The organism is Mycolicibacter sinensis (assembly GCF_001667945.1).
In the GTDB taxonomy this organism is placed as follows: Bacteria; Actinomycetota; Actinomycetes; order Mycobacteriales; family Mycobacteriaceae; genus Mycobacterium; species Mycobacterium sinense_B.
In genome coordinates, this window is record NZ_LZJK01000111.1 from 68,174 (window position 1) to 94,830 (window position 26,657).

A 26,657-nucleotide genomic window follows, 5' to 3' on the forward strand; every position below is an offset into this window, starting at 1 on the left:
ACGATTGCGCGATTCGACGCGGATTCGACAGGGAGATGCCGATGGCGGACGGTTCGGCGAGCTCAGCGGTTTCAGCTGGCGGCGCGCGCTTCGGCGAGCCGCCGCTGGAGCAGACCGTGGCGGCGGCCGGCGCCATCCGCCGGTTAGCGGGCCTGCTGCTTGCGCTCGAGCACCCGCACCCGGTAGTGGACGACATGCTGGAACGCTGCGCCGATTGGGAGCGGCAGCTGGCGGCCCACGCCCCGGCTGACCCGATACCGCGCCTGCGGTCCGAGCGCGGCGGTCGGGTCTACCTCACCCATGCTTTCGACGTCGGGGCGTTCAACCCCTGCTTCCCGGAGTACCGATTCGACCACCTTGCCGCCGAAACCGCCTCGGGGCGAGTCGCTTTCCCGCTGGTGTACGAAGGCCCTCCCGGACTGGTGCACGGCGGCTTTCTCGGCGTGTTCTTCGATTGCGTGACCCAGCATCAGAGCTGCGCAGCGGGTTTGGCCGGTCGCACCCGCTCGCTGCTGGTCACCTACCGCCGCCCGACGCCCATTCTCACCGAGCTGAACTTCGACATCGTGCGAACCGAGGTCGAGCGCGGCATCACCTCCACCGCGCGACTGCTCCACCGCGGCGAGGTGCTGTGCACCGGCGAAGTCACCACCGCGGCAATGCCGCCGGAGCAGGTGAGCGCCAACCGATTCGGCCGCAGACGGCCCAGTGAGGAGTCCCAGCCATGAGCGATACCGACGGCCGCGTGCTCTTCGATGTCGATCCCGACGGGCGGATCGCCACCATCACGCTGAACAATCCAGGGCGGCGTAATTCCTACGACGCCGCGATGCGGGATGCGATCGCCCGCTACCTGGACCGCGTCGCCGAGGACGACGACGTCGTGGTGGTGCTGCTGCGGGGCGCCGAGGGCGTCTTCAGCGCGGGCGCGGACATGAACAACGCCTACGGCTGGTACGGCGAGGGCGGCCAGGCGGCTGGCGCGGCGGCCAAGGGCCGGCCGAGCCAGCGTCGCCGGCTCACCGTCGACCGCAAGTCGTTCGGTTTCTACCACAACCTGATGGGGTTTCCGAAGGTCACGGTGGGCGAGATCAGCGGCTACGCCCTGGGGGGCGGCTTCGAGATGGCGCTGATGACCGACATCTCGGTGATCGCCCGCAACACCCGGATCGGCATGCCGGCCACCCGCTTCCTGGGCCCGGCCCTGGGCAGCCTGCACATGTTCTTCCATCGCCTCGGCCCGGTGCTGGCGCGACGACTGCTGTTGACCGGCGACATCATCGAAGCCGCCGCGGTCGAACATCTGGGCGTGTTCACCGAGACCTGCGATCCCGCGGCGGTGACGGCACGGGCGCGGTACTGGGCGGCCAAGGCGGCCAAGATGCCGGCCGACGGTGTCGTCATCGCCAAGGAGGCGTTCCGGCTCGTCGAGCAGAGCCAGGCCTATCAGGGCGAAGAGGTGGCCAGCTATCTGTTTCACGCCTACGGCACCAACCTGCAGTTCGCGCCGGGGGAGTTCAACTTCGTCAAGACGCGGGCGCAGCACGGCACCAAGGAGGCGTTCCGGCTGCGTGATGAGCACTTTCACGTGCCGGAGCCCTGAGCGGCTTCCGGGACGCCAACCTGCCGCCCACCGGCACCTTTACAAAAAGAACGAATAATGTAAGGTCAAAGCATGCCTACGCCTGTCATCGTCGGTGCCGTTCGCACGGCCATCGGACGCTCATTCAAAGGAACGCTGGCCAACACCTCCGCGGAGACGCTGATCACCACGGTGGTGCCCGAGGTGATCCGCCGGGCCGGGATCGCGCCCGCGGACATCGACGACATGATCTTCGCCGAATCCCACTATGGCGGTGGCGATATGGCGCGCTTCGCCGCAGCCGCCTGCGGGATGGAGTCGGTGCCCGGCCAGGCGGTCAACCGGCACTGCGCCGGCAGCCTGACCGCGATCGGCAACGCCGCCGCGCAGATCGGTTCCGGGATGGAACGGGTGCTGATCGCCGGTGGGGTGCAGACCCTGTCGATGCTGCCGGTGATGAAGATGCGCATCCCCGGCCCCGAGCTCACCTTCGCCGAGCCGTGGATGCCTCCGACCCACCCCGAGACGGTGGACGCTCCCACCCGCGACATGTCGATCACGGTGGGTTGGAACACCGCTCAGGCGGCCGGCATCAGCCGCGAGGAGATGGACGTGTGGGCGGCCCGGTCGCACCAGCGGGCGATCGCCGCGATCGACGCGGGCAAGTTCACCGACGAGATCGTGCCGCTGAAGGTGCAATTGCCCGACGGCACGGTGACCGAGTTCAGCGTGGACGAGCATCCCCGCCGCGACACCACAGTGGAGAAGCTGGCCGGGTTGAAGGTCCTGCACCCCGAGATCGAAGGCTTCTCGATCACCGCCGGCAACAGCAGCGGCACCAACGACGCCGCGGCCGCGGTCGCACTCGTCGACGCCGACTACGCGCAGGCCCGGGGACTCAACGTCATGGGCACCATCAAAGCCTGGGCGTCGGCCGGCGTCGCCCCTCGCGACACCGGCCTGGGAGCGGTCAAGGTGATCGGCAAGGTGTTGCAGCGGGCGGGGCTGTCCCCGGGGGACGTGGCGTTGTGGGAGATCAACGAGGCCTTCGCGTCGGTGCCGATCGCGGCGTGCCGCGAGTACGGCCTGGACGAGGAGCTGGTGAACTTCTCCGGCAGCGGATGCAGCCTCGGCCACCCGATTGCTGCCTCCGGAGCGCGGATGGTGACCACGTTGGCCTATGAGCTGCAGCGGCGCGGCGGCGGGATCGGCGTGGCGGCGATGTGCGCCGGCGGCGGCCAGGGCGGCGCCGTGGTGATCGAGGTCTAGCCCTAGCGGCCCTTCGAGGATTTGGCCGAGGTGCTACCGCGACGCCGCGCCGGTTTGCTGTTCTGCTCGATCAGTCGCTCGGCGTGGTCGAGGATGCAGTTGAGCCCGTACTCGAAGTTGGCGTCGTCGGCCGCGCCGATCCGATGACCCTGCTCAGTGGTCTGGGCCAGCAGCGGGGTCACCTCGGGGTCGATGACGAGCGCTTCCTCGAAGTCCGAGGGGCCCTCGGCGTCCGAGGCCCGGTTCTTCTCGTAGAGACGACGCAGCACCACCGATCCGCGAATATGAACCGAGATCGTGGAGTAGGTGTCGAAGGCATCCTGCGGCGACAACCCCGCCTCCACCAGGCTGGCGATCGCCCGCTCGACTTCTTGGACACCCAGCTGCGCGGCGCGCGGACTCAGGGCGGCCCGAATCAGGATGAGGTCGCACAGGATCGGGTTGCCCAAGAACGTCGCGCGCATGGTGTGGGCGTGGTTGCGCAAGGTCTGCCGCCAGTCCTTGGCCTCTACGTAGGGGGTGGCGAACACATACTGCCGCAAGGCGCGGCTGGTCATGGCATTGAGCAGGTCGTCCTTCTTGCGGAAATACCAGTAGATGCTTGTCACCCCGACACCGAGGTGCTTGCCGAGCAACGGCATGCTCAGATTGTCGACCCCGATCTGTTCGGCGAGCTCGAACGCGCCGTCGATGATGTCGTCGGGGTTGATCGATCCGCGTTCGCGCCGCTGACGCTTCTCGGCGACAGGCTGCTTTGCCACTGCGGGTACCTCCAGTTCTGGATGCGCGGCCGGTTTGTCGCCGTCAAACCTACCGGTGCGCGTCGTTGCCACCCGGTATTGAGCTTCTCTTACCGTAAAGCATATGGTAAGCATTTTGGTATAACTTGTCACACCGCTGGAGGGGTTGCCCGTGCCAGATGAAGTGCTCACCGAACGTCGGGGACGAACCCTGATCATCACGATCAATCGTCCGGAGGCCCGCAACGCGGCCAACAAGGCGGTCGCCGAAGGCTTGGCTGCCGCCTGCGACGAACTCGATGACACGCCGGAACTGTCGCTGGCGGTGCTGACCGGAGCCGGCGGAAACTTCTGCGCGGGAATGGATCTCAAGGCGTTCGCAGCCGGAGAACTGGCGTATGTCCCAGGGCGGGGCCTTGGCTTCACCGAGCGCCCGCCGCGCAAGCCGCTCATCTCCGCTGTGGAGGGTCACGCGGTCGCCGGCGGCACCGAGCTGGTACTGGCCACCGACCTGGTGGTGGCCGCCAAGGGTGCGAAGTTCGGCATTCCCGAGGTGAAGCGAGGCCTGGTGGCGGCCGGCGGCGGCCTGTTGCGGTTGCCGCACCGGATCCCCTACCAGAAGGCACTCGAATTGGCGCTCACCGGTGAGAGTTTCACCGCCGAGCAAGGGGAGTCGTGGGGCTTCGTCAATGTGCTGACCGAACCGGGCGAGGCGCTGAACGGGGCGCTCGAGTTGGCCGAGCGGATCACGGCCAACGGACCGCTCGCGGTGGCGGTGACCAAGGACATCATGGTCAAGTCCGCGGACTGGTCCGCCGACCAGATGTGGCAGAAGCAGGGCGAGCTGATTGCTCCGGTGTTCGCGTCCAACGACGCGAAGGAAGGTGCCATTGCCTTTGCCGAGAAGCGCGCCCCCAACTGGACCGGGTCCTGATCCCGGCCCCACAGCCCGAACTCGTTGATCGAAAGTGAGGAGTAGTCATGTCTTTCGCAGGTGAAGTGGTTCTGGTGACCGGAGGCGCTGGTGGTCTCGGTGAGGCCACGGTCCGTCGGCTCCACGAAGCCGGTGCGGCGGTCGTCATCGCCGACGTCGCCGACGAGAAGGCCACCAAGCTGGCCGACGAGCTGGGCAACAAGGCCGTCTACGTGCGCACCGATGTGCTCAACGACGACGACGTGCAGGCGGCGCTGGCCAAGGCCGACGAACTGGGGACCCTGCGTTACGCGGTGATCGCCCACGGCGGCTTCGGCGTGGCGGACAAGATCGTCGCCCGCGACGGCAGCCCCGCCCCGATGGAGGGCTTCACCAAGACCATCGCGCTGTATCTGACCGGCACCTATAACGTGCTGCGGCTGGCGGCGGCCAAGATCGCCACCACCGAGCCCGGCTCAGGCGGTGAGCGTGGCGCGATCGTGATGACGTCGTCGATCGCCGGCATCGAGGGGCAGATCGGCCAGTCCGCGTACGCGGCCGCCAAAGGCGGGGTGATCGGGTTGACCCTGTGCGGCGCCCGGGATCTCAGCTCGGTCGGGATCCGGTTGAACAGCATTGCGCCGGGCACCATCCGGACGCCGGCGATGGAACGCGCCACCGACGCGATGCTGGCGAAATTCTCCGAAACGGTGCCGTTCCCCAAGCGGCTCGGCACACCCGACGAGTACGCCAGCCTGGCCCAGCACCTGTTGGAGAACACCTACATCAACGGCGAAGTCGTGCGCATCGACGGTGCGCAACGATTCCAGCCGCGCTGACACGTGGACCTGGGCCTGCAGGACGCGACCGCCGTCGTCGTCGGCGGCGGACGCGGGATGGGGCTGGCCACTGCCCGCTGCCTGGCCGACGACGGTGCGCGGGTCGCCGTCGTGGCGCGCTCGGCCGCCGACCTCGACCGTGCGACCGACGACCTGACCCGGCGCGGCAGCCCCGACGCGGTCGGCTTGGTCGCCGACGCCAGCGACGAGCGGCGCGTGCAGGAGGTCTTCGCCGAGCTGGGGAGGCGCTGGGGCGGCGAGCTCAACATCCTCATCAACGCGGCCGGACCCGACGTACGGGGCACCTTCGACGAACTCACCGACGAGCAGTGGCGCCGGGCCGTCGACCAGGGCGCGATGGGGATGGTGCACACCGTACGCGCCGCACTTCCCTTGCTGCGCAAGGCCGAATGGGCCCGGATCGTCAATTTCTCGGCGCATTCGACCCAGCGCCAAAGCACGGTGCTGGCCGCCTACACCGCCGCCAAGACGATGGTCAACAGCATCTCGAAGAACCTGTCGCTGCTGCTGGCTCCCGATGAGATCCTGGTCAACGTGATCTCTCCGGGCAGTGTGGCTTCCGAGGCGCTGGTCGGCTGGGCCCGCTCGGTCGGTGTTGATGGGGATGACCCGTACCGATTGATGGAAGCCATCACCGAGCACTTCGGTCATCCGGCGCACCTGCCGCGGGCCGGGCTGCCGGACGAGGTCGGATCGGTTGCGGCCTTTCTGGCCTCGCGCCGCAACTCCTATATGACCGGAACCAACGTCAATGTCGACGGCGGCTCCGATTTCCTCTGACTCGCCCAAAAATCCGCGCCTGACCTGCTGACTTAGCTGTTCTCGCCGGACGCGCGAGGGTTGCGGAACGCGCTACCGAAAGGTATACAGTAAGAGAGATTCCAGCCGGGCTTCTTACGGCGGCCGAGTTGATCCGAGGCGAGGAGGTGCGGGGTCGTGACCGCTGCCGAGGACGGCACGCTGGCTGACACCGGCGCCCCGGATGACGCTGCGGTGCTCTCCGAGGTGCGGGGCGGCGTCGCGGTGATCACCTTCAACCGTCCGCAGCGACTCAACTCGTGGGGGCCCGACATCGCGGCCGGCTTCTACGCGGCGATCGACCGCGCCGAGGCCGACCCGGCGGTGCGGGCGATCGTGGTGACCGGCAGCGGGCGCGGTTTCTGTGCCGGCGCGAACCTGGGACCCGTACCAAACTCCGGCGAGACGGGTCCGGACGCCGCCAAAACCGATGTGGCTCAAGTAGTCGGGGAGCGTCACCCGCATTTCCTGACCGAATTGCGCAAACCCGTCATCGCCGCGATCAACGGCGCCTGTGTCGGCATCGGGCTGACCCATGCGCTGATGTGCGACATCCGGTTCGCGGCGGCCGGAGCCAAGTTCGCCACCGCGTTCACCCGCCGCGGATTGATCGCCGAATACGGGATCACCTGGATTCTGCCGCGGCTCGCCGGCTGGGGTGCGGCGATGGATCTGCTGTTGAGCGGGCGAACCTTCCTGGCCGAGGAGGCCCGCGAACTCGGGCTGGTCAACCACGTCACGCCTCCCGACACAGTGTTGGAACGCGCCCTGGAATACGCCGATGACCTCGCCGCGAACTGCTCACCGGCATCACTGGCGGTGATCAAGGCGCAGGCCTACCGCGACGCGCTCGATGACGTCGCCGCGGTGAGCGCGCGTGCCGAGAAGTTGATGTACGAATCGCTGACACGGCCCGACCTCATCGAGGGCATCACGAGTTTTCTCCAGAAGCGGCCGCCGAACTTCCCGCCGCTGACGTGAATGACTAACGCAGGGAGAGGATCACGCTAATGACGCTGGACTACCGAGCGATCGACGTCGACAACCACTACTACGAGCCGCTGGACTCGTTCACCCGACACCTGGACAAGAAGTTCAAGCGCCGCGGTGTGCAGATGCTCACCGACGGCAAGCGCACCCAGGCGGTGATCGGCGACAAAGTCAACCACTTCATCCCCAACCCGACGTTCGACCCGATCATCGTGCCCGGCTGCTTGGACCTGCTGTTCCGCGGCGAGATCCCCGAGGGCGTCGACCCGGCGTCGCTGATGAAGGTCGAGCGGCTGGCCCAACACCCCGAGTACCAGAATCGCGACGCCCGGGTGACGGTGATGGACACTCAGGGCATCGAAACCGTGTTCATGTTGCCGACTTTCGCCTGCGGCGTCGAAGAGGCTCTCAAACACGACATCGAAGCGACGATGGCCTCGGTGCATGCCTTCAACCTGTGGCTCGACGAGGACTGGGGTTTCGACCGGCCCGACCACCGGATCATCGCGGCGCCGATCATCTCGCTCGCCGATCCCGTCGCCGCGGTGGCCGAAGTCGACCAGGTTCTGGCCAAGGGCGCCAAGATGGTGCTGGTGCGGCCCGCGCCGGTGCCCGGTGTGGTCAAGCCGCGCTCACTGGGCGATCCCAGCCATGATCCGGTGTGGGCGCGGTTGGCCGAAGCCGGGGTGCCGGTCGGATTCCACTTGTCCGACAGCGGCTATCTGCACATCGCGGCGATGTGGGGCGGCCAATCGACCTTTGAGGGATTCGGCGCCAAGGATCCGCTGGACACGGTTCTGCTCGATGACCGCGCCATCCACGACACGATGGCATCGATGATCGTGCACCAGGTGTTCAGCCGACACCCGAACCTGAAGGTGGCCAGCATCGAGAACGGCTCGTACTTCGTGCACCGGTTGATCAAACGGCTCAAGAAGGCCGCCAACAGCCAGCCGCGGCACTTCGCCGAAGACCCCGTCGAGCAGCTGCGCAACAACGTCTGGATCGCCCCGTACTACGAGGATGACCTGCCGCTGCTAGCGGAGACCATCGGTGTCGACAAGATTCTGTTCGGCTCGGACTGGCCGCATGGCGAGGGACTGGAAGATCCGGTGGCGTTCACCGAGGAGCTTTCGGCGTTCAGCGCTGGTGACATCCGCAAGATCATGCGCGACAACGCCTTGGACCTGCTGGGCGTCACCGTCGCGTCGGCAGCCTAGGTCGCTGCCTTTATGAGCGAGTGGACCATCGGCGCGGTCCTCGACGAGATCGCCGTGGCCGTTCCCGACCGGACCATGACGGTTTGCGGGGACCGGCGCAGCACGTTCGCCGAATCAGCGGAGCGCACCCGCCGGCTGGCCAACTTCCTGGCCGGCCGCGGCCTGGGCGCCCGGCGTGAGCGCGCGGAGCTGCGCAACTGGGAATGTGGACAGGACCGGGTCGCGCTGCTGATGCACAACGACCTGTACCCCGACATGGTGATCGGCTGCCTCAAAGCGCGCACCGTACCGGTCAACGTCAACTTCTACTACGCACCGGCCGAAATCGCCGACCTGCTCCGCTATCTCGGGCCCCGCGGCATCATCTACCACCGGGCACTGGGGGCAAAGTTCGCCGACATCGTCGCTGCGGCCGGAATCGACCTGCGGATCTGCGTCGATGACGGCAGTACCATCCCCGACCTCCCCGGCGCGGTACCGCTCGATGAGGCACTGGCGCAGGGGGACACCGATCGGGACCTATTGGCGTCCCCGGACGACCTGCTGATGATCTGCACCGGCGGCACCACCGGTCGCCCCAAGGGCGTGCTGTGGCGGCAGAGCGACATCTACGTCTCCTCGATGGTCGGCGCCGACCACGCCTCCGCCGCGGAGATCCACCAGAAGGTGAGCACCGCGGGTTCGCCCTGGTTCGCGCTGTCGCCGCTGATGCACGCGGCCGGGATGTGGACCGCGTTCTCGGCAATCCTGAGCGGACAGACCGTGATCCTCAACGACACCCGAACCAGATTCGACCCGCGTTCGGTGCTGGAAACCGTTGAGCGCGAACAGGTCGGGTTGATGACGATGGTGGGTGACGCCTACGCGGCACCGCTGGTGGAAGAGCTCGGCAGGGGAGTCTACGGCCTGCCTTCGCTTTACGCCATCGGGACCGGCGGTGCTGCCACCAACCCGAAATATCAGGCGGCACTGCTCGAGCATCTTCCGCAGATCACTCTGATCAACGGGTATGGCTCCTCGGAGACCGGCAACATGGGGTTCGGCCGCAGCCAGCGCGCGGCGCGGCGCGACACGTTCGAGCTGCGAACCGGCGGAGCCGTGGTCTCCGAGGACCTCGCTCGATTCCTGAAACCCGGCGAACCCGAGATCGGTTGGGTGGTGCGGACGGGGCGGATCCCGCTCGGCTACTTCAACGACGCCGAGGCCACCCAGCGCACCTTCGCCCAGATCGACGGTGTGCGGGTGGTGATCTCCGGTGATCGGGCCACCGTCGAGGAAGACGGCACGCTGCGATTGCTCGGCCGCGACGCCCTGGTGGTCAACACCGGTGGGGAGAAGGTGTTCGTCGAGGAGGTCGAAGAAGTGTTGCGAGCCCACCCAGCGGTGGCGGATGCGCTGGTGGTGGGCCGGCCCAGTGATCGGTGGGGCGAAGAGCTGGCCGCGCTGGTGGCGCTGCGCACCGGAGCCGACGTCAACGGCGATCTGCTCGCGGCGCATTGCAGGACGTCCCTGGCAGGGTTCAAGGTGCCCAAGGAGTTCGTCGTCGTGCCGGAGGTCCGTCGGCTGGGCAACGGCAAGGCCGATTACCGGTGGGCGAAAAGCCAAGTGGGTGAAGAGGTATGCGCAAACTCATGAGAGCGATCGATTGTCTGGTCAATGTTCACTTCGGCGAACGCGAACAGCCCGCCTGGATGGCCAAGACGCGGGACGACTACTTCAAGGGTCCGAAGTCGATGTTCGAGCCCGCCGACATGTCGGCGCTGCTCGAGGAGATGGACGCCAACGGTGTGACCAAGGCCGTGCTGATGGACAACCTGGCCACACCGTCGGTGACCGCGCGAAAGTTCGTAGAGGCCAGGCCGGACCGGTTCGTGCTGGCGATGGGCGGGGTGAACCTGCTGCGTCCGGTTCCGGCACTTCGCGACCTCAGCGCCGTCGTCAAGGACCTGCCGGTGGTCTACGCCGTGGTGGGGCCGAGCTTCTGGGGCGACGGCCAGTACCCGCCCAGTGATGCTGTCTACTACCCGCTGTATGCCAAGTGCGCCGAGCTGGATCTGCCGCTGTGCGTCAACACCGGCATTCCGGGACCGCCGATCCCCGGTGAGGTGCAGAACCCGATACACCTCGACCGGGTCTGCGTGCGCTTCCCGGAACTGCGGCTGTGCATGATCCACGGCGCCGACCCGTGGTGGGACGTCGCGATCCGGATGCTGATCAAGTACCGCAACCTGCGGCTGATGACGTCGGCTTGGTCGCCGAAACGGTTGCCGGAAGCCCTATTGCACTTCATGCGCACTCGCGGCGCCGACAAGATCATCTTCGCCTCGGACTGGCCGGTGCTGCCGATGAACCGGGTCGTGCCCGAAGCGCTGGGCCTGAATCTGCCGGCCGATGTGATGGACAACTACCTCTACAACAACGCCCGCGATTTCTTCTTCGGTGACCACTAAGGAGCAATGACGAATGGATCGTTTCGAACTGCGCAGGTTGGACTACAGCCTGACCGAGGACCATCAGGCGCTACAAGCCGCCTATAAGCAGTTCTTTGCGACCCACTGCGATATCGAAACCGTCCGCGTCGCTGAGGAATCCGGGTTCGACAAGAACCTGTGGGAGCGGCTGTGCGCGATGGGCGCGACCACGATGGCGCTGCCGGAATCGGTCGGCGGCGACGGCGCCACCCTGGTGGATCTCATTCTGGTCGCCGAAGAGATCGGCCGGTCACTGGCGCCGGTGCCGTGGATCGATCACGTGTGCGCGGCGCGGCTGCTGGCGCGTCTTGGCGCGGTGGACGCGGACGTCGTGAGCGGTAGCCACCTGGCCGCGTTCGACCCGCACCAGGACGCGGCCGACGGGCCGCGTCTGTTGCCCACCGGTTCGATCGCCGATGCGATCATCGTCCGCGACGGTGACGACATCGTTCGCCTGACGTTCGTCACCCGACCCACGAAAGTGGACAACATCGGCCGGCTGCCGATGGCCTGGATCGACCCGGCCGCCGTCGACGCCCGGACAGTGCTGGCCAGCGGGGGCTCCGCACTGGCCGAATACCAGCGGGCACTGGATGAATGGCGACTGCTGACCGCCGCCGCGCTGGTGGGCATGGTGGAGCAGACCATGACCATCGCCGCGGAATTCGCCAAGACCCGCTACACCCTCGGGGTGCCGATCGGGACCCTGCAGGCCATCTCTCACCCGCTGGCGAACATGGCGATCACGGTTGCGAGCGGGCGCAATCTTGCCTATCGGGCCGGATGGTTCATGGACAACGAACCCGACGAGCGGCCGGAGCTGGCGGCGTCGGCGTTCGTCTTCATGACCGAGGAAGCCGCCAAGGCCGCCACCATGGCGGTGCACATCCAAGGTGGCCTCGGTGTTTCGGCGGAAGCCGCTGCCACGGCGTACCTGGTGCGGGCCCGCGGCTGGCCACTGGCCGGCGGCGATCCCGGCGCCAGCGCCTGCCGCATCGCCGAGATCGTCGCCGGCCGCGAAACCGCCGACCGCGCAGCCGTTTAGAACTGGAGCATCATGGACTTCTCACGACCGCAATTGACCGACGACGACCAGGCCTTCCTCGAGGAGGTACGCGCCTTCCTGGCCACCCACGTGACCGAGGAGGTCAAACGCCGCGACCGCGAGACCGGCGACAACTTCGACGAAGGCGTGCACCTGGCGCTGGGCGCCGCGGGCTACTTGGAGGCGGAGTGGAAACCCGAAGCGGACGGCGGCTTTTCCCGGGTGCGCCGGCGCATCTGGGAGTTGGAGAAGCGCCGCGCGCACGTACCGTGGGTGACCTGGGGAACCACCGCGATGGTGGCCCGTTCGGTGGCGTCGTTCGGCTCTCCTGAACTATGTGAGGAGATCCTGCCCGGTGTGTTCAGCGGTCACATCCGGCTCTGCCTGGGTTACACCGAGCCCGAGGGCGGCTCCGACGTCGCGACGTGCAAGACCCGCGCGGTGCGCGACGGCGACCACTGGGTCATCAACGGCTCCAAGATGTTCACCACCGGCGCGCACAACTGCCAGTACGTCTTCTTGATCACCAACACCGATCCCGAGGCGAAGAAACACCAGAGCCTGACCATGTTCCTGGTGCCGCTGGACACGCCCGGCATCGAGATCCAGGGATTGCGCACCGTCGACGGCGACCGCACCAACATCGTCTACTACAGCGACGTGCGGGTCGACGACAAATACCGGCTGGGAGAGGTCAACGGCGGCTGGACCGTACTGCGCGAACCGCTCAACGTCGAGCACGGCGCCGTCGCGGCTGATCCCGATGGGCTGCAAGACGTCTCGATCATGATGCACCAGGCGAACTTCATGGCGGAGGCCGTCGACAAAGCGGGCGCGGTCGTCGAGACATCGGGGCGCATCGACGACCGCTCAGTCGCCTACCGGCTGGGACGCGCCGCGGCGCGGGTGGAGGCGTCACTGTCGGCGCCATCCATCTTCGGCCGGGTCGCGCTTGCTCAGGCGATGCGCGATATCTCACCGGATCTGATGGATCTGCTGGGCAGCGCGTCGGCGCTGCCGATCGGCACCGACGGTTCCATAGACAACGGGGCGTCGGACTACGTCTACCGCTTTGCCCCGCTGGTCGGCATCTACGGTGGCACCCTGGAGGTGTTCCGCAACATGATCGCCCAGTACGTACTGGGCTTGGGCAAGCCGAACTATTCGCCGCCGGTGGTCAAGACGTCGGGTTGATGCGGCGGTTCCAGCTTCGGCTCTCCTGCGTCGAGCCTCGCTAAACCGCCGGGTTGATGCGGCGGTTTCAGCTTCGGCTCTCCTGCGTCGAGCCTCGCTAAACCGCCGGGTTGATGCGGCTAAACCGCCGTGATCCTGCGGTGGTAGCTCGACGGCGCCTCGCCGGCGAATTTGGTGAACGCCCGGGTGAAGGCGCTCAGACTGTCGAAACCGACGGCGGTCGCGGTCTGTTGCACCCCTTGATCGGGTGCGGCCAACAACGCCATCGCCTGAAGCATCCGGGCATGCAGCAGATAGGTCCGCCACGACATGCCGATCACCGCTTCGAATTGGCGGCGCAGGGTGCGCTCGGAGACCGCGACGGCGTGGCTCACCTGCGCCGCGGTCACTGATGCCAGGTGCGCCTTGGTGTAGTCCATCGCCGCCCCGACGATCGGGTGATCGGAGGTAGGCAGGCTCAGCGGTGCCTCGTGGTCCAGCGCGTCGGCGACCAGATGGCCCAGGGTGCGAAAGAAGTCGTCGGAGACCGTATCGCCGCACGCCCGCTCGATCGGCCAGCGCAGCGAATGCAGCATCATCTCCCGGATCAGCGGTGAGACGGTCAAAATGCGCGCCCGGTCTCCGGCGTGCCGCACCAACTCGGGGTCGAACATCACTGCCACGGTACGGACTTCGGGCCGCATGGTGGCCTGATGCTCCAGCCCGGCCGGAATCCAGGCTGCTTGCTGCGGGGGCAACAGGTAGTGCGCCGCGGCGGTCTCTACTTCGACGACCCCACCGACCGCGTACTCGATCTGGTGCATGTCGTGGGAGTGCCACCCGGTGATCAGGTGCCGGCCCTCGTAGAGGTAGCTGCCGGCCCGGGCACGGCCACCCCGGCGCAGATCGATGTTGGCCGGTTCTGCAAAATCTGTGGCCGAACGCGCGGAGACGGTCATGACTTTCCAGGGTACTAGTAGAGGCATGAACATCGACGACTTGATCCTGGTCAGCATCGACGACCACGTGGTGGAGCCGCCCGACATGTTCCTGCGCCATGTGCCGGCCAAGTACAAGGCGGAGGCCCCGATCGTCGTCACCGATGACAAGGGCGTCGACCAGTGGATGTATCAGGGCCGGCCGCAAGGCGTCAGCGGGCTCAACGCCGTGGTCTCTTGGCCGGCCGAGGAATGGGGCCGGGACCCCGCCGGTTTCGCCGAGATGCGTCCCGGGGTCTACGACGTGCACGAGCGGGTTCGGGACATGAGCCGCAATGGCATCTTGGCCTCGATGTGCTTTCCGACCTTCACCGGATTCTCCGCGCGGCATCTCAATATGACTCGCGAGAACGTCACGTTGGTAATGGTGTCCGCCTACAACGACTGGCACATCGATGAGTGGGCGGGCTCGTATCCGGGCCGGTTCATCCCGATCGCAATCCTGCCGACCTGGAATCCCGAAGCGATGTGCGCCGAGATCCGCCGGGTGGCGGCCAAGGGCTGCCGAGCGGTCACCATGCCCGAACTGCCGCACCTGGAAGGGCTGCCCAGCTACCACGACGAGGAGTACTGGGGGCCGGTGTTCACCACGCTCTCGGAGTGCAACGTGGTGATGTGCCTACACATCGGCACCGGGTTCGGGGCGATCAGCATGGCCCCGAACGCCCCCATCGACAACCTGATCATCCTGGCCACCCAGATCTCGGCGATGTGCGCCCAGGATCTGCTGTGGGGCCCGGCAATGCGCAACTACCCGGACCTGAAGTTCGCGTTCTCCGAGGGCGGCATCGGCTGGATCCCGTTCTACCTGGACCGCAGCGACCGGCACTACACCAACCAGAAGTGGTTGCGCCGCGACTTCGGCTCTCAACTGCCCTCGGAGGTGTTCCGGGAGCACTCGCTGGCCTGTTACGTCACCGACAAGACGTCGCTGAAGCTGCGCCACGAGATCGGCATCGACAACATCGCCTGGGAGTGCGACTACCCGCACTCGGACTGCTTCTGGCCGGATGCCCCCGAACAGGTGCTCGCCGAACTCGATGCGGTGGGCGCCAGTGATTCCGACATCAACAAGATCACCTGGGAGAACTCGGCCCGGTTCTTCAGCTGGGATCCGTTCGCCCACACGCCTCGCGAACAGGCGACGGTGGGGGCGTTGCGGGCCACCGCGACCGACGTGGATACCTCGATCCGGTCGCGTGCCGAGTGGGCGCGGCGGTATGCGGAGAAGCAACTGGCCAAGGCCTAGGCGGTCTTGCCCACGTCGAATATTCGACGTATCGTTCGACAATATGACGCAGGGCGTGGGCAGGTACGGGCCGTGGGCGCTGATCGTCGGCGCCTCCGACGGGGTGGGCGCCGCATTCGCTGATGCCTTGGCCGCGGGCGGGCTCAACGTGGTGCTGGTGGCGCGCCGGCAGGCGCTGCTCGACGAAGTCGCCGCCGGCATCGCAGCGCGGTATCGAGTCCAAACGCGCACGGTGGCAGTCGATCTCGTTGAACCCGAGGCGGCGCGCACGCTGCTTCAGGCGGTGGAGGGCTTGGCCGTCGGTTTTCTGGTGTACTGCGCCGGCGCCGATCCGGACTTCAAACCCTTTTTGGCGAACACTATTTCGGCGGCCGAAGCCATGGTGCAGCGCAACTGCGTCGTACCGATGCAACTCTGCCATGCCCTGGCACCGCCCATGGTCCAACGCGGCGCGGGCGCCATCGTGGTCGTGGGCTCGGGCGCCGGATTCGTCGGCGGCCCCAACATGGTGGCCTACGGGGCGTCCAAAGCCTTCGACATGGTATTCGCCGAGGCGCTCTGGAGCGAGCTGCAGCACACCGGCGTCGACGTGATCGGCCTGATCCTCGGCAAGACCGACACCCCGGCGCTGCGCCGGCTGGAGTACCAACGCGGTCAGATCACCTCGACAGACCAGGTTCCGGCCGGGGCAGAGCCGGTCGAGCAAGCGGTGCGTGCAGCGCTGGACAACCTCGGCAACGGGCCCACGGTGTACGTCGGTGACCAGGTCACCGGCGCCGCGCAACTGCTGTCTTCACTGGGCCGCAACGAGGCGGTGGCGTTCATGGCGCAGGCGATCAACGCCGCAATGGGCAAGTGAGGCAGGAGGAGCCATGGCGCGGGTATCGGTGATCACCGGCGGGGCGGGCGGGATAGGTTCGGCCACGGCCAGGATCGTCGGCCGGGACCACGTGGTGGTGCTCTGCGATGTCCGGCAAGACCGGTTGGATAGCGCCGGCGCTGCGCTGAAAGACGTTGATGTCACGCTCGTCCACGGTGACGTCACGGACCGGGATGCCGTTTTACAGCTCTTCGACACCGCGGCCGCCATCGGGCCGATTGCGTCGGTGATCCACACCGCGGGCGTCAGTCCGAGCATGGGTGACGCCGACTACATCATGCGAACCAACGCGGTCGGGGCGGTCAACGTCAACGAAGTGTTCTATGACGCCGCCGACGAGGGAGCGGCCATTGTCAACGTGGCATCGATGGCCGCGCACCTGCTGCCGGAGGAACTGATTCCGACCGGACAATTCCCGCTGGCGCTGACCGATGCCCACGCCTTCCTGGCTGCCATGGCAGGTGTGTGCGACCCGATTCCGGCAGAGGCGCGCTCGGGCTTCGCCTACGCGGTGAGCAAAGCGTTCGTCCGCTGGTACAGCAGCGCGCAGGCCGAACGATTCAACGGCCGCGGGCTGCGCATCGTCTCGGTGTCGCCGGGCTCGACCGACACCGAGATGGGCCGGCTCGAGGAGCGGGCCGGTGCCGGGGCGCTGGTTGTCGACGCCGCCGTGCCACGGTGGGGCAAGCCCGAAGAGATGGCGGCACTGCTGGCGTTCTGTGCGGGCGACGCGGCAGGCTATCTCACCGGGACCGATATCCTCAACGACGGCGGGGTGGTCGCCTCGGTGCGCGAGCGTGCCCGACTGGCCGCCGGAAACGCTTGATATGACCACGAATACCGGCGTGCCTGGCACTCCCGTTTCTTCGCCCCCGACCGAACGGGTGATCAGGATCCTGGAGCTGCTGGCCTCGGATCCCGATCGCGGCTTCTCGCTGTCGGAGATCGCCAGGCTGCTGCATATCAGCCACGGCACCTGCCATGCCATCGTCACGACCCTGGCGGCTCGGCAGTGGATCGTGCGCGATCGCCACTCGGGCGGTTACTCGTGGGGGCCCGCACTCGCCGCGCTGACCCGGCCGGTGAACAAGCAGGCGTTCCGACCGGAGTTGCAGCGGCTCTCCGACACGGTCGGCATGCAGGTCATCCTGGGCGCTCGGCAGGGGCCGACGGTGGTGGTGACCGACACCGTTGGGGAGTCGCTGGCCGCACCGCAAGTCAGTGTCGGGTTCCGGATGCCGATCGTGGCCCCGTTCTGCCGGGAGTTCGTCGCCGAGGCGGGCGAGCAGGTCAGACGGGAGTGGTTGGGCGGGCTCGGCGCCCCCTCACCGCGACTGCGCCGACGGCTGAGCGCGGTGCTCGACGAAGTCCGCAGCCGCGGCTATGCGATCGAGCGGATGAGCCGCGAGTATGTCCGGGTCTATTCGGCGCTGCAAGCACTGGCCGCCGAGGGCGAGCCCGACGAGATCACCGCCCGGCTCGCCAGTGCCTTCGCCGATCTGACCGTCGTCGACTACCTGCCCGGTGAGCTCGATCCCGCCGAGCACCGGGTCGCCAATGTGGCCGCGGCGATCCACGACACCGACGGCACCGTCACCATGTCGGTGGGTGCGTCCCCGTTCGCGACGCTGACCCCGGCCGAGGTCAGCGACCTCGGTGCGGCCGTGCGGGAGACCGCGACACGCATCGAATCATTATGGGCGGCAAGGAAGGATCCAGCATGACCGAGCACGCCGACGCGAAAGCCGGCATCAGCGAGGTGCTGCTGCGGTATGCGACCGCGATCGACACCAAGGACTGGGCGCTGTTTCGGACCTGCTTCACCGACGACGTCGTCGCCGACTACGGCGAGATCGGGCAGTGGTCTGATGCGGCATCCATCACCGAGTTCATGGCGACGGTGCATGAGGCGATGAGCGACGCCAAGCACATGCTGCACAACATGGTCATCGATGTGGCCAACGCCGGCCGTGCCACCGCGGTGACCTATGTGCACACCGTGCAGGCTCTGGCCGCCGATCCCCAGCAGTGGGTGGATGCGGTCGGCCAATACCGCGACGAGCTGGTGCTGTCACCGCAGGGATGGCGCATCGCGCGACGGATCTTCACCCAGACGCGCATGCTGAGCAGCTTCGATCTGCGTGCCCCGCAAGCCGATTAGAGCGGACTCCTAATGCTGAAGAAATTGGTGATCGGGGCCAGCGGGTTTCTCGGCTCCCACGTCACCCGGCAACTCGTCGCCGCCGGCGAAGACGTCCGGGTGCTGATCCGCGCCACCAGCTCGACGCGCGGCATCGACGGCCTCGACATCGAGATCCGCCACGGAGACATCTTCGACGCGGACGCGGTGCGCGCGGCGATGAGCGGATGTGACGTCGTCTACTACTGCGTGGTCGATGCGCGAGCCTGGCTGCGCGACCCGGAACCGTTGTATCGCACCAATGTCGAGGGCCTGCGCCATGTCCTCGACGCCGCGGTCGAAGCCGGCTTGGACCGGTTCGTGTTCACCAGCTCGATCGGGACCATCGGCCGCGTCGATCACGGCCTGGCCGATGAACGCACCGCCCACAACTGGCTGGAGGTGGGCGGTGACTACATCCGCAGCCGGGTGCAGGCGGAGAACCTGGTACTGGCCTACCACCGGGACAAGGGCCTGCCTGCGGTGGCGATGTGTGTCGCCAACACCTACGGCTCCGGCGATTGGCAGCCCACCCCGCACGGTGGGCTGGTCGCCGCGGCCGTCCGCGGCAAGCTCCCGTTCTACGTCTCCGGTGCACAAGCCGAGGTCGTCGGCATCGACGACGCGGCCCGCGCCCTGATCCTGGCCGGCCAGCATGGACGTCCCGGCGAACGCTACATCATCTCCGAACGGTTTATGAGCGCTCGCGACATCTACTGTGCCGCCTGTGCCGCAGTCGATGTCGAGCCACCCCGATACGGTGTTCCGGTCACGGTGATGTCGGCACTGGGGCATATCGGCCAGTTCGCCGCGCGGCTGCGGCGCCGCGACACGGCGCTGACCCCGCTGTCGATGCGACTGCTGCACATCATGTCGCCGATGAGTCACGACAAGGCGGTGCGAGAACTGGGCTGGGCACCCCGGCCGACCACCGAGGCCTTGGCCGAAGCCGCTGTCTTCTTCCGCAGCAGAGGGCGCACGAAGAATCTGGAGAGCTCGTGAGCGTGGCACTGACCCTTGAACAACGCGAAGTCGGCGAGTCGCTGCGGCGGTTCGCCGCCCGGCATGCACCGATCGCCGACACCCGCACAGCGTTCGATGCGCTGGCCGCCGGAGAGCTGCCGGGCTGGTGGCCAGAGCTGGTGGCCAACGGCTTTCACGCCATCCATCTGCCCGAGTCGTGTGGCGGGCAAGGCGGCGGGCTGCTCGATGCCGCGTGCGTGTTGGAAGCTGCCGGCAAGGCGTCCCTGCCGGGGCCGCTTCTGCCCACGGTCGTCGCGGGCGCGGTCGGGCTGCTCGCTCAGGCGACGCCGGCCCGGGAGGCATTGCTGGGCGCAGTGGCGGCCGGCGCGCCGGCGACGGTGGTCCTGCCGCAGCATGCAACGCTCACCGCCCGTCCGATAGACGGTGGGTGGCTGATCGACGGTGTCGCCGACCTGGTCTCGGGTGCCTGCTCGGCGCGGGTCGCGCTGGTCGGTGCCGACCGCGTGGATGGTGCGGAGATCTGGCTGGCCATCGACCTGTCACGGCCGCAGGTGTCGGTGGATCCGGTCGCGGGCACCGATCTCCTCACCGATCTGGGCACCCTCACACTTACCGGCTACCCGGCAACGGCAGCCGACGTCTTGACCGGTATCGAGCCCGGGCGCACCGAATGGCTCGCCGTCGGGCTCGCCGCGGCGGTCTCCGCCGGGATCGCCGGGTGGTGCGTCGAGGCGGCCACCGCACACCTGCGCACCCGCGAGCAGTTCGGCAAACCGATCGGCACCTTCCAGGCACTGCAACACCGGGCGGCGATGCTGCTGGTGCACAGCGAACTGGCCAGCGCCGCCGCCTGGGACGCGGTCCGTGCAGCCACTGACACCCCCGACCAGCATCAGATGGCCGCCGCTGCTGCGGCACTGACGGCGATCACGCCGTGCCCCGATGCCGTCCTGGACACCTTGACGATGTTCGGCGCCATCGGATTCACCTGGGAACACGACCTGCATCTGTACTGGCGCCGCGCCACCAGCGTCGCCGCATCGATCGGTGCCGCCACCGGCTGGGCACGGCGCCTCGGCGAGCTGGCGACCACGCAGCAGCGGGATTTCACCGTCGACCTCGGCGGTGCCGAAGCCGAGTTCCGGGCGAGCGTCGTCGCGACGCTCGATGCCGCCGCGGCGCTGGACAACGACGGCCCGGGACGCCAAGGCGACTACCCGCACTTCCAAACCGGCCCGCAACGCACACTGATTGCCGAAGCCGGGCTGATCGCCCCGCAGTGGCCCGCACCGTGGGGACTGGATGCCTCCCCATTGCAGCAGTTGATCATCATCGAAGAGTTCGCCAAGCGGCCCGGGCTGGTCCGGCCGTCACTGGGCATCGCCGAATGGATTCTGCCGTCGCTGGTACGTGCCGCACCGGATGCCCTGCAGCAGCAATTGATTCCCCCGACGCAACGCGGCGAGCTTGCCTGGTGCCAACTGTTTTCCGAGCCGGGCGCCGGCTCCGACCTGGCCTCGTTGACCACCCGCGCGGTCAAGGTCGAGGGCGGATGGCGTATCAACGGGCACAAGATCTGGACATCGGCGGCGCAGCGCGCCGACTATGGTGCACTGCTGGCTCGTACCGACCCCGCGGCAGCCAAACATCGCGGCATCGGCTACTTCATCGTGGACATGCGCTCGCCAGGCATCGAGATCCAGCCGATCGTGATGGCCACCGGGGCTGCTGAATTCAACGAAGTGTTCCTCACCGACGTCTTCGTTCCCGACGAGATGCTGCTCGGCGAGCCCACCGAAGGCTGGCAGCTGGCCATCGCCACCATGGCCGAGGAACGGTCAGCCATCAGCGGATACGTCGAGAACGATCGAGCGATTGCCTTGCGGTGCATCGCCGCCGCCGGCGGTGACCAGCGCGACGACGCGGTGCGGGCGTTGGGCGAGCTCGACGCCTACACCAATGCGATCAAGGCGCTCGGGGTGCGTGAGACGATCAGGCTGCTGGACGGACAGGGCCTCGGCGCGGCGTCGAGCATCGCCAAGGTCGCGATGAACGTCCTGCTGCGCCGCACCTTCCGGGCCACCCTGGCCACCGTCGGGCGCCTGGCGATGGCCGCCGATTCCGACCCCGCCGTCGTCGAACCCTATCTGCTCTCGCCCGCCGAGCTGATCGGCGGCGGCACCAACGAGATTCAGCTGAACGTCATCGCGCAGATGATCCTCGGCCTTCCCCGCAAGTGAGATAGAGGACCGCACATGGGATTACGTGGAGAGGCCGCGATCGTCGGCTACGTCGAGCTGCCCCCGGAACGGATGAACAAGGCCGCCGTGGCCCCATTCACCCTCGAACAATGGGCCGAGCTGGGTGCGGCCGCGCTGACTGACGCCGGACTGCCGGGCGAACTCGTCAACGGGATCGTCACCTCGCACCTGGGCGAGTCGGAGATCTTCGTTCCCTCGACCATCGCCGAATACCTCGGGATGCCGGCCCGATTCGCTGAGATCGTCGACCTGGGCGGTGCCAGCGCAGCCGCCATGGTGTGGCGCGCGGCGGCGGCGATCGAACTCGGGATCTGCGATGTGGTGCTGTGCGCGCTGCCGGCCCGCTACATCACCCCGATGTCGGAGCGCAAGCCCAAACCACTGGTCGACGCGATGTTCTTCGGCTCGTCGAGCAACCAATACGGCTCTCCGCAGGCGGAATTCGAGATCCCGTATGGCAACCTCGGCCAGAACGGACCCTACGGGCAGGTGGCCACCCGCTACGGTGCCGTTTACGGCTACGACGAGCGGGCCATGGCCAAGATCGTCGTCGACCAACGCGTCAACGCCAACCACACCGACGGTGCCATCTGGCGCGACACCCCGCTGAGCATCGACGACGTGCTGGCCAGCCCGGTGATCGCCGACCCCCTGCACATGCTGGAGATCGTGATGCCCTGCGTCGGCGGTGCCGCCGTCGTGATCGCCTCGGCCGACATCGCGCGGCGAGCACGCAATCGTCCGGTGTGGATCAAGGGGTTCGGTGAGCACGTGCCGTTCAAGACCCCGACCTACGCCGCAGATCTGCTGGCGACCCCGATCCGCGAGGCCGCCGATACCGCTTTTGCGATGACGAATCTGACCCGCGCGGACATGGACATGGTCTCCATCTACGACTGCTACACGATCACGGTGCTGCTGTCCCTGGAGGATGCCGGATTCTGCGAAAAGGGCAAGGGTATGCAGTTCATCACCGACCACGACCTGACCTTCCGCGGCGACTTCCCACTCAACACCGCCGGCGGCCAACTCGGGTTTGGGCAGGCCGGTCTGGCCGGCGGCATGCACCACGTCTGCGACGCCGCCCGCCAGATCATGGGCCGTGCCGGCGCAGCCCAGGTCACCGACTGCAATCGGGCCTTCGTCTCCGGAAACGGCGGCATCCTGTCCGAACAGACCACCCTCATCCTGGTAGGGGACTGAACGCCGATGACCACCTTCGAACGCCCGATGCCGGTCAAAACACCGACCACCGCACCGTTCTGGGATGCGCTTGCCGACCACCGCATCGTGATCCAGTACTCGCCATCGACCGATCGCTACGTTTTCTACCCGCGGGTGCGGGCGCCGCGCACCCTGGCCGATGACCTGGAATGGCGAGAGATCTCGGGAATGGGCACGCTGTATTCCTTCACGGTGGCCCGCCGGCCGGTGGGTCTGCATTTCGCCGACGCCGTCCCGCAACTGCTGGCGATCGTGGAATGGGATGAGGGGCCGCGGTTCTCCACCGAACTGGTCAACGTCGATCCCGACGAGCTGGTGGTGGGTATGCGGGTGCGGCCGGTGTTCTGCGACTACCCCGAACACGATGTGACGATGCTGCGCTACGAACCCGCGCACGAGGTGGCTTGATGGCGGACGACGCTGCGGTGCTGCTCGAGATCGAGGCGATCAAACGGCTCAAGTCCCGCTACTGCCGCTACCTGGACACCAAGGACTGGACCGCCTGGCGCGCCCTCTTCGCCGACGACTTCGTCAGCGACACCTCTCGCGCCGGCGGGAAGATCATCGCGGGCGCTGATGATTTCGTGGCGTTCACCCGCAAGAGCCTGCGCTCCCAGGCCACCGTGCATCAGGTGCATGCGCCGGATATCGAGCTCACCTCATCCACGGCGGCCAAAGGGGTGTGGGCGCTGGAAGATGTGGTGCGCTTCGGTCCGGGCGTGAACCTGCGCGGCTACGGCCACTACACCGAAACCTACGAGAAGGTCGACGGCGAGTGGCGGATCAAGACCTCGACACTGACCCGGCTGCGCGAGGACGTGTTCAACGGTCTGGTGGCGGTGTATATCTCGCCGCGGATTCGCGCGGTGGTGGGCAGAGTCGCCGAGCGGCTGATGAAATGAGGTCCAGACGCCTGCTGGACCATAGGGTGTTGTGCCCGGCTTGTAGCGACAACTGCTGTGGTGGTGGGGGATAGACGGGCGGTGTCGCTATAAGGCGGGCAAACCTCATACACTCGCCGGCGCCGGCGGATTGACCGCCGCCGGATCCGGGTTCGTGATCGGCAGCCCCATGAATCGGCGGGCGTTGTCACCCATGAAGTCATAGGTGCGCCGAACGTCCATGCCCTCGGCGTACTTCCAGAATCCCTTCGGCTCGGCCAGGCCTTCGGGGTGTGGGTAGTCCGAGCCGAACAACACCTTGTCCCACCCGACGGTCTCGACGACATCGGAGATGCAGCCCTCCCAGAACGGGCTGACCCAGATGTTGCGCCGGAACACGTCGTGGGGATGCTCGGGGAAGTTCTGCGGCATCTTCTTGTACAGGTCGCCGAAGTCGTGAAACAGCGGCGCGATCCATGAGCTGCCGTTCTCGACGCTGGCGATGCGCAGCTTGGGAAATCGGGTCAAGGTGCCGTGGCAGATCAGGGCGGTGATCATATCGGCGATCTCCCGATGTCCCAGCACCATCCAGCGGAAAGCGCTCTGCGTCATGAAATTCTGCGTGTAGGGCGGCTCCCACCGGCCGACGTAGTCATCGAGCGGCGGGAAACTGGCATGCAGCACGATGGGTAGACCGGCGGCCTCCACGTCGCGCCAGAACGGATCGAACTCCGGCAGCGCCGGTGAGCGCCAGCCGTGGACACCGTTGACCGGGCCGGGTTTGATCAACGCCACCGCGGCGCCCTGGGACAGGATGTAGTCCAGCTCGCGCTGGGCGGCGTCGACCTCGGAGAGGTTGATGATCGGCGTGGAGAACACCCGGCCGTGGTAGTTGTAGCTCCAGTGCTCGGCCATCCACTGATTCAGCGCGTGAATGATCGCGAGGGTGAGCTCCGGGTCGTCGGCTGCGGAGTGTTCCACCAGGCTGGCCAGCGTCGGGTAGTTCAGCGCCTCCACCACGCCCTGGCGGTCCAGTTCTTGCACCCGGTCAGCGGGGTTGCGGGTGGCTGCCGGTGCCTCGATCGCACGCCCCTGCATCTCGCGCAGGGTCAGGCCCTCGGTGTTCTCACCGGCGAAGAACCTCTCGTGCGCACCCGGCGCGGCAACCCGCTCGAAGGTCGGATTCGGGATGAAGTCGCTGACGCGATTGTTGATGATGATCCGGGTCTGGCGGCCGATCTGGGCGAATTGGACTGCCCGGGAATACTTCTCCGGCAGGTGCTTCGTCAACGCCTCGGGGGTTTCGTACATGTGTTGGTCGGCATCGAAGATCGGCGCGTCTTTGAACTGGCTCATTGGGGGTCTCTTGTCGCTAACGGGTCAGGATTGTTGCCGCCGCGGTGCCCGGTGCGCCGTAGAGCTGGGCGAACCCGACCTTGGGTTCGCCGGGGACCTGGCGGTCACCGGCCTCGCCGCGCAACTGGCGCACCAGCTCGTGGAGCTGGCGCAGCCCGGAAGCGCCGATCGGCTCGCCGTTGGCGATCAGCCCGCCATCGGTGTTGACCGGCAGCGAGCCGGAGATCTCGGTCGCACCCTCGGCGAGCAGCTTCTCCTGGTCGCCGTCGGCGCAGAAACCGCATTCGGCCATGTGGATGATCTCCGCGCCGGCGTCGGTGTCCTGCAGTTGGACCACGTCGACGTCTTCGGGTGCCACCCCGGCCTTTTCGAACGCAGCACGCGCGGCGTACACCGTCGGCGCGACATCCTCGGTGACCGGCGCGAACGTGGTATTGACCTCATAGGCGCCGTAGCGGCGGGTGCGCACCTCCACCGCCCGCAGGTACACCGGCTTGTCGGTGTAGCGGTGCGCGATATCGGCCCGGCACATGACGACCGCGGCCGCGCCCTCGTCCGGCGCGCAGAACATGTACTGGGTCAGCGGATAGTTCAGCATCGGCGAGCTCAGGATCTCCTCTTCGGAAATCGGCTTGCGCCGGAAGGCATTCGGGTTCAACGCGCCGTTGCGGAAGTTCTTGGCTGCGACCCTGGCCAACGTCGCCTGCGAGATGCCGTGATCATGCAGGTACCGGTTGGCTTTCATGCCGAAGAATTGGGTGGTCAGGTACTGGCCGTTCTCGGCATACCAGCGCGGCATGCCGACCAGCGCCGGGTCCTCGGTGAACGCCCCGCGCGGGTGCTTGTCCAGGCCGACGGCGATCCCGATGTCATAGTCGCCGAGCCGGATCCCGTCGGCGCAGACCTTGGCTGCGCTGGCCGCGGTGGCACAGGCATTGAACACGTTGGTGAACGGGATGCCCGAAAGACCCACCATGCCGACGATCGCATCCGGGTTCGCCACCGTCCAGCTGCCGCCGGTGGCGGCGCCGATGTCCGCCCAGGCCACTCTGGCATCGGCGACCGCGGCGAAGATGGCATCGACGCCCATTTCCATCGCCGACTTGCCTTCAAAGCGCCCGAACGGGTGCAGACCGACCCCGATGATGGCGACGTCGTTCATGAGCGCTGTCCCGTCGGCCGGAAGGCGAAGGTGACGATCTCGTTGCCGTCAGCGTCAGCGGCGAACGGCACCATGGTCAGCTCCACCGGCATACCGAACTGCAGCTTGTCCGGATCGTTCACGGTGAGCCGGCCCTCCACCCGGACGACGTCGCCGAGCTGCACCAGCCCCACGCCGAACGGCACGAAGTCGTTACCTGCCGGGCCCAGATACGGTGGGCCGGGTGGGAAGCCCTGGGTGGTCCAAGCCACCAGAGTTCCCCTGCGGGGGAGCAACTCCCGGACCATCTGATCGCCGCTGCACTTCGGACAACGGGGCTGGGCCGGGAAGACGGTGGCGTCGCAGGCCGCGCAGCGGCTGCCGACCAACTGGGGGTTCTCTTCCGGCCACGTCGAGATGTCGGGTGCTAGCGCCTTCTGCAT

At 67.1% G+C, this 26,657-nt stretch carries 27 protein-coding genes; 22 read left to right on the top strand and 5 right to left on the bottom strand.

Annotated elements, in window-relative coordinates; all coding sequences use genetic code 11:
* The first annotated feature begins 35 nt into the window (after positions 1-35).
* The 3 genes from A5694_RS14905 (at position 36) to A5694_RS14915 (ending at position 2,851) form a co-directional block, all read left to right on the top strand.
* Entirely contained in the window at positions 36-728 is a 693-nt protein-coding gene (locus A5694_RS14905; protein WP_064922588.1) for a hypothetical protein, read from the top strand.
* Positions 725-1,603 (top strand): enoyl-CoA hydratase/isomerase family protein, encoded by an 879-nt coding sequence (locus A5694_RS14910; protein WP_064922589.1) that lies wholly within the window; start codon positions 725-727, stop codon positions 1,601-1,603. The genes A5694_RS14905 and A5694_RS14910 overlap by 4 nt, the downstream gene beginning before the upstream one ends.
* Positions 1,604-1,675: 72 nt before the next feature.
* Complete coding sequence (locus A5694_RS14915; protein ID WP_064922590.1) at positions 1,676-2,851, top strand: thiolase family protein; 1,176 nt, start codon at positions 1,676-1,678, stop codon at positions 2,849-2,851.
* Positions 2,852-2,853: 2 nt separating this feature from the next.
* On the opposite strand, the gene A5694_RS14920 is transcribed toward A5694_RS14915, so the two are convergent.
* Positions 2,854-3,612, bottom strand: a complete 759-nt coding sequence (locus A5694_RS14920; RefSeq protein WP_064922591.1) for a TetR/AcrR family transcriptional regulator — start codon at positions 3,610-3,612, stop codon at positions 2,854-2,856.
* Between the two features lie 151 nt (positions 3,613-3,763).
* On the opposite strand from A5694_RS14920, the gene A5694_RS14925 reads away from it, so the two are divergent.
* From A5694_RS14925 to A5694_RS14965, 9 genes are all read left to right on the top strand, one after another.
* On the top strand, positions 3,764-4,525 hold the full coding sequence (locus tag A5694_RS14925) for a crotonase/enoyl-CoA hydratase family protein (protein WP_064922592.1): 762 nt from the start codon (positions 3,764-3,766) through the stop codon (positions 4,523-4,525).
* A 47-nt stretch (positions 4,526-4,572) separates the two neighbouring features.
* Positions 4,573-5,343, top strand: a complete 771-nt coding sequence (locus A5694_RS14930) for an SDR family oxidoreductase (RefSeq protein ID WP_064922593.1) — start codon at positions 4,573-4,575, stop codon at positions 5,341-5,343.
* Between the two features lie 3 nt (positions 5,344-5,346).
* Positions 5,347-6,144 (top strand): SDR family NAD(P)-dependent oxidoreductase, encoded by a 798-nt coding sequence (locus A5694_RS14935; protein WP_064922594.1) that lies wholly within the window; start codon positions 5,347-5,349, stop codon positions 6,142-6,144.
* Positions 6,145-6,324: 180 nt separating this feature from the next.
* Positions 6,325-7,143 (top strand): enoyl-CoA hydratase, encoded by an 819-nt coding sequence (locus A5694_RS14940; RefSeq protein ID WP_064922624.1) that lies wholly within the window; start codon positions 6,325-6,327, stop codon positions 7,141-7,143.
* A 29-nt stretch (positions 7,144-7,172) separates the two neighbouring features.
* Positions 7,173-8,372, top strand: coding sequence for an amidohydrolase family protein (locus A5694_RS14945; protein WP_064922595.1), 1,200 nt, complete (start codon positions 7,173-7,175; stop codon positions 8,370-8,372).
* 12 nt (positions 8,373-8,384) lie between these two features.
* Positions 8,385-10,007, top strand: coding sequence for an acyl-CoA synthetase (locus A5694_RS14950; protein ID WP_064922596.1), 1,623 nt, complete (start codon positions 8,385-8,387; stop codon positions 10,005-10,007).
* Positions 10,004-10,822 (top strand): amidohydrolase family protein, encoded by an 819-nt coding sequence (locus A5694_RS14955; RefSeq protein WP_064922625.1) that lies wholly within the window; start codon positions 10,004-10,006, stop codon positions 10,820-10,822. Before A5694_RS14950 ends, A5694_RS14955 begins: the two co-directional genes overlap by 4 nt.
* Positions 10,823-10,835: 13 nt before the next feature.
* Positions 10,836-11,888, top strand: coding sequence for an acyl-CoA dehydrogenase family protein (locus A5694_RS14960; protein WP_064922597.1), 1,053 nt, complete (start codon positions 10,836-10,838; stop codon positions 11,886-11,888).
* Positions 11,889-11,900: 12 nt separating this feature from the next.
* Positions 11,901-13,082, top strand: a complete 1,182-nt coding sequence (locus A5694_RS14965; protein ID WP_064922598.1) for an acyl-CoA dehydrogenase family protein — start codon at positions 11,901-11,903, stop codon at positions 13,080-13,082.
* A gap of 119 nt (positions 13,083-13,201) precedes the next feature.
* Here A5694_RS14965 and A5694_RS14970 read toward each other — a convergent pair whose 3' ends face one another.
* Positions 13,202-14,020 (bottom strand): AraC family transcriptional regulator, encoded by an 819-nt coding sequence (locus A5694_RS14970; protein ID WP_064922599.1) that lies wholly within the window; start codon positions 14,018-14,020, stop codon positions 13,202-13,204.
* A gap of 25 nt (positions 14,021-14,045) precedes the next feature.
* Here A5694_RS14970 and A5694_RS14975 point away from each other — a divergent pair, with 25 nt between their 5' ends.
* Genes A5694_RS14975 through A5694_RS15020 form a run of 10 tightly spaced genes read left to right on the top strand, consistent with a single transcriptional unit; the run spans position 14,046 to position 23,738 of the window.
* Positions 14,046-15,308 carry an amidohydrolase family protein gene (locus A5694_RS14975; protein ID WP_064922600.1) on the top strand — a complete coding sequence of 421 codons (1,263 nt, stop codon included), beginning with the start codon at positions 14,046-14,048 and terminating at the stop codon, positions 15,306-15,308.
* Positions 15,309-15,351: 43 nt separating this feature from the next.
* Entirely contained in the window at positions 15,352-16,167 is an 816-nt protein-coding gene (locus A5694_RS14980; protein ID WP_064922601.1) for an SDR family NAD(P)-dependent oxidoreductase, read from the top strand.
* Between the two features lie 13 nt (positions 16,168-16,180).
* Entirely contained in the window at positions 16,181-17,014 is an 834-nt protein-coding gene (locus A5694_RS14985) for an SDR family oxidoreductase (protein WP_064922602.1), read from the top strand.
* A 58-nt stretch (positions 17,015-17,072) separates the two neighbouring features.
* Positions 17,073-17,912, top strand: coding sequence for an IclR family transcriptional regulator (locus A5694_RS14990; protein ID WP_234787933.1), 840 nt, complete (start codon positions 17,073-17,075; stop codon positions 17,910-17,912).
* Positions 17,909-18,349 carry a nuclear transport factor 2 family protein gene (locus A5694_RS14995; protein WP_064922603.1) on the top strand — a complete coding sequence of 147 codons (441 nt, stop codon included), beginning with the start codon at positions 17,909-17,911 and terminating at the stop codon, positions 18,347-18,349. Before A5694_RS14990 ends, A5694_RS14995 begins: the two co-directional genes overlap by 4 nt.
* 12 nt (positions 18,350-18,361) lie before the next feature.
* Positions 18,362-19,369, top strand: coding sequence for an NAD-dependent epimerase/dehydratase family protein (locus A5694_RS15000; RefSeq protein WP_064922604.1), 1,008 nt, complete (start codon positions 18,362-18,364; stop codon positions 19,367-19,369).
* Positions 19,366-21,591 carry an acyl-CoA dehydrogenase gene (locus A5694_RS15005; RefSeq protein WP_064922605.1) on the top strand — a complete coding sequence of 742 codons (2,226 nt, stop codon included), beginning with the start codon at positions 19,366-19,368 and terminating at the stop codon, positions 21,589-21,591. Before A5694_RS15000 ends, A5694_RS15005 begins: the two co-directional genes overlap by 4 nt.
* Positions 21,592-21,606: 15 nt before the next feature.
* Positions 21,607-22,815: a thiolase family protein gene (locus A5694_RS15010; protein ID WP_064922606.1), complete on the top strand. Its 1,209-nt coding sequence runs from the start codon at positions 21,607-21,609 to the stop codon at positions 22,813-22,815.
* Positions 22,816-22,821: 6 nt separating this feature from the next.
* Positions 22,822-23,244 (top strand): Zn-ribbon domain-containing OB-fold protein, encoded by a 423-nt coding sequence (locus A5694_RS15015; RefSeq protein ID WP_064922607.1) that lies wholly within the window; start codon positions 22,822-22,824, stop codon positions 23,242-23,244.
* Positions 23,244-23,738 carry a nuclear transport factor 2 family protein gene (locus A5694_RS15020; protein ID WP_064922608.1) on the top strand — a complete coding sequence of 165 codons (495 nt, stop codon included), beginning with the start codon at positions 23,244-23,246 and terminating at the stop codon, positions 23,736-23,738. Before A5694_RS15015 ends, A5694_RS15020 begins: the two co-directional genes overlap by 1 nt.
* A gap of 105 nt (positions 23,739-23,843) precedes the next feature.
* Here the strand turns inward: A5694_RS15020 and A5694_RS15025 are convergent, their stop codons facing one another.
* From A5694_RS15025 to A5694_RS15035, 3 genes are read right to left on the bottom strand one after another with little or no spacing between them, the layout of a single operon-like run.
* Entirely contained in the window at positions 23,844-25,073 is a 1,230-nt protein-coding gene (locus A5694_RS15025; protein WP_064922609.1) for an amidohydrolase family protein, read from the bottom strand.
* A 16-nt stretch (positions 25,074-25,089) separates the two neighbouring features.
* Complete coding sequence (locus A5694_RS15030; protein ID WP_064922610.1) at positions 25,090-26,235, bottom strand: thiolase family protein; 1,146 nt, start codon at positions 26,233-26,235, stop codon at positions 25,090-25,092.
* Entirely contained in the window at positions 26,232-26,657 is a 426-nt protein-coding gene (locus A5694_RS15035) for a Zn-ribbon domain-containing OB-fold protein (RefSeq protein WP_064922611.1), read from the bottom strand. The genes A5694_RS15030 and A5694_RS15035 overlap by 4 nt, the downstream gene beginning before the upstream one ends.